This is a genomic window from Candidatus Culexarchaeum yellowstonense (genome assembly GCF_024707025.1).
Taxonomy (GTDB): Archaea; Thermoproteota; Methanomethylicia; order Culexarchaeales; family Culexarchaeaceae; genus Culexarchaeum.
On the sequence record NZ_JANGFQ010000173.1, the window covers coordinates 1 to 2,299 of the forward strand.

5 protein-coding genes are annotated in these 2,299 nt (G+C 38.0%); 3 read left to right on the forward strand and 2 right to left on the reverse strand.

The window, feature by feature from the left end; translation table 11 throughout:
* Positions 1-21: 21 nt before the first annotated feature.
* Positions 22-198 (reverse strand): hypothetical protein, encoded by a 177-nt coding sequence (locus MRT15_RS10425; protein ID WP_304330057.1) that lies wholly within the window; start codon positions 196-198, stop codon positions 22-24.
* Positions 199-292: 94 nt separating this feature from the next.
* Positions 293-1,051 (reverse strand): GNAT family N-acetyltransferase, encoded by a 759-nt coding sequence (locus tag MRT15_RS10430; protein ID WP_304330058.1) that lies wholly within the window; start codon positions 1,049-1,051, stop codon positions 293-295.
* Positions 1,052-1,346: 295 nt separating this feature from the next.
* Between MRT15_RS10430 and MRT15_RS10435 the strand changes: the two genes are divergently transcribed.
* The 3 genes from MRT15_RS10435 to MRT15_RS12645 form a co-directional block, all read left to right on the forward strand.
* Positions 1,347-1,493 carry a hypothetical protein gene (locus tag MRT15_RS10435; RefSeq protein ID WP_304330059.1) on the forward strand — a complete coding sequence of 49 codons (147 nt, stop codon included), beginning with the start codon at positions 1,347-1,349 and terminating at the stop codon, positions 1,491-1,493.
* 180 nt (positions 1,494-1,673) lie between these two features.
* Positions 1,674-1,982 (forward strand): hypothetical protein, encoded by a 309-nt coding sequence (locus MRT15_RS10440; protein WP_304330061.1) that lies wholly within the window; start codon positions 1,674-1,676, stop codon positions 1,980-1,982.
* A gap of 190 nt (positions 1,983-2,172) precedes the next feature.
* Positions 2,173-2,299, forward strand: a 127-nt coding sequence (locus MRT15_RS12645; RefSeq protein WP_369684974.1) for an aspartyl protease family protein, incomplete at its 3' end; no start/stop codon positions are given.

Consider the following 2,299-nt stretch of genomic DNA (forward strand, 5'->3'; position numbering starts at 1 on the left):
ATGTTTTGGTTGGAATGTATTTTATAATTCCTTTTCGATGAAGGATTTCAGCTTCTCCCTTACTTTGGTAGTGTTCCAGCAATTCTTGGTTCTGGCGAAGGGTAGTGTGCAGAGGAATATTTCGAAATTGTTTGATTTTAATGTTTTCCCGCAGTCTGCCTTCACACTATATTCATTTAATTCGTGGAAGCCTATCATTGTTAGTCAATTAATTTACAGGAGATACTTGCTTCCCTCATACATTCTTGGTTTTATTTAAATTGAGTTGCTGATCATTATTGAGATCTATAATTTAATCATTCAATCTGTATATGGAGATTTTTGTGGAGGGGTTGTTTGCTTTGTAGAATTTTGTGGCTCTCATGTCGCTGTAGGTCCCCTTTATGTTCCTGAAGATCCTTACAACACTAATTTTTGATGCGCCCATGGATTTCGCTAATTCTAGTGTTTTTGTTAGTAGGGCTGTCCCTACTCTCCTTCTCCAGTGGGGTTTAATGACGTGTATACCGTAATCGATATTGAAATTGTGTATGTTTAGGTAAGCCATTCCTACTGGTGAATCGTTGAGGAGGGCTGTGAGAACTATGTGGTCTCCTCTTCTTGGGGGGATGAAGAAGCCCCAGCTCTGTTTTTGTATCCTCCTGAATGTTTCAATATCGTTTTCGCTCCATTCCGTGAGTGTTTTCATTTTTACGTCTTTGTTGGGTTCTAGAGTTTTAGCATTTATGTTCCAGAAGTATAGAATTGACCTGGCATTTATTAGGTTTAGATTTATTGGTGTTTCTTCGGGAGCCATTAGGATCTTAGTTGAGGAGCCGTAGCTTTTAAGGGAATCTATGGCCTTAGGCGCTTCATCCACCCTCTCTGTAATGGCTAGTATTGCTTCCCTAATCCCACCTTTAACAATCCACTTTACGCCAACAAGATGTAGGTTATCTTCTTTACTCAACAAATTAATGTTTTCAATGGGCTTTGCCCAGAATATTTTAAGCTTGCCAAGTTCATTGTACCATTTAACAAATTCTTCGAAACTTATGAAATCGAATAGCATGACCTTCATCCCTATAGCTTGAAGCCCGAATGATCCCTCTCAAAAGGCATTGCCACTGATATACCATGCAACATGAGACTTCATAAGTCTATCGACTCATACGACAGTCCAGATACCAGTATGTTGGAGGACCTGCAATTACATAGTGGAAGTTGAGAGTACATGCTTTACAAAGAGTTATAAGTTATTTAAGGGGTTGATGAAAATTGTTCTGATATAATAATGAGTATGCATGCTGTAACCTTCTACAACGACCCTACTTAAGAAAATTGAAAGAGCATAATAAAACAATAGGATGATAAGGGGGGATTTCGATAAGATAATTGAAATTAGGAGGGTGAAGATGGTGAAGTTTAAGTTGCTTTTCATTCTCATAATGTTTTGGTTTATGATGCTCTATAATTTGTACTGGACTCTTCATGTAACTGTTAGGGATAAATGATGATGAGCTGATTATGTTCTTAGATGAATATCCTTTGGTGGGTTTATGAACTTTGGTGGGGGCTTGTAGATATGTTGATTGTGAACTTGAAAGAGTGCAATTTATCATAGGTTAAGTGAATTTATATATGTAAATTGTGTAGTGGATATGGGAGTATACTTTTTAGGTTGTGGGAATGGTATGAGTAGTAGTTTGGAGGAGCGTGTTGCAAAGATTGAGGGTATACTTGAGCAGATGGATAAGAGGTTGAATCACATTGAAAGTGAAGTTAGAGATTTGAGAAATTTAATGGAGGGTTGGAGGGCGGATTTCGATAGGAAGTTGGGGGATATGAAGGCAAGTTTTGAAAGTAGGATTGAAAGTTTGAGGATGGAACTGTATGGAGAGATTAGAGGCTTGAAGAGTGATTTGAATAATAGGTTTTATTGGTTGCTGGGGATTCAAATAACGATGTGGGTTACAATAATACTCACGATAATATTTAAGTGAATAATGGTTTTGAGAAATCTGAGACATGCAGTCTTAAGGGGTTAAAGTTTAGCTACATTATAAACCGATATGAGGATTGAATTTTTGGTTTCGATAAATTGAATAGTGGGGTTGAATTTAATTTGTTTTGGTGTGGGGTTTGAGGATTTACAGGGTTTTGAGGGTGAGGAGTTCTAGGGGTGAGTTAAACGTGAAGGCACTCTTTGATACTGGGGCATCTTTCACCGTTATTAGGAGGGATGTTGCTGAGAAGATCGGCCACATCCTTCCAACCGATGTAAGGGAAGTTACTTTGGCTGATGGGAAGACGAAGTTAA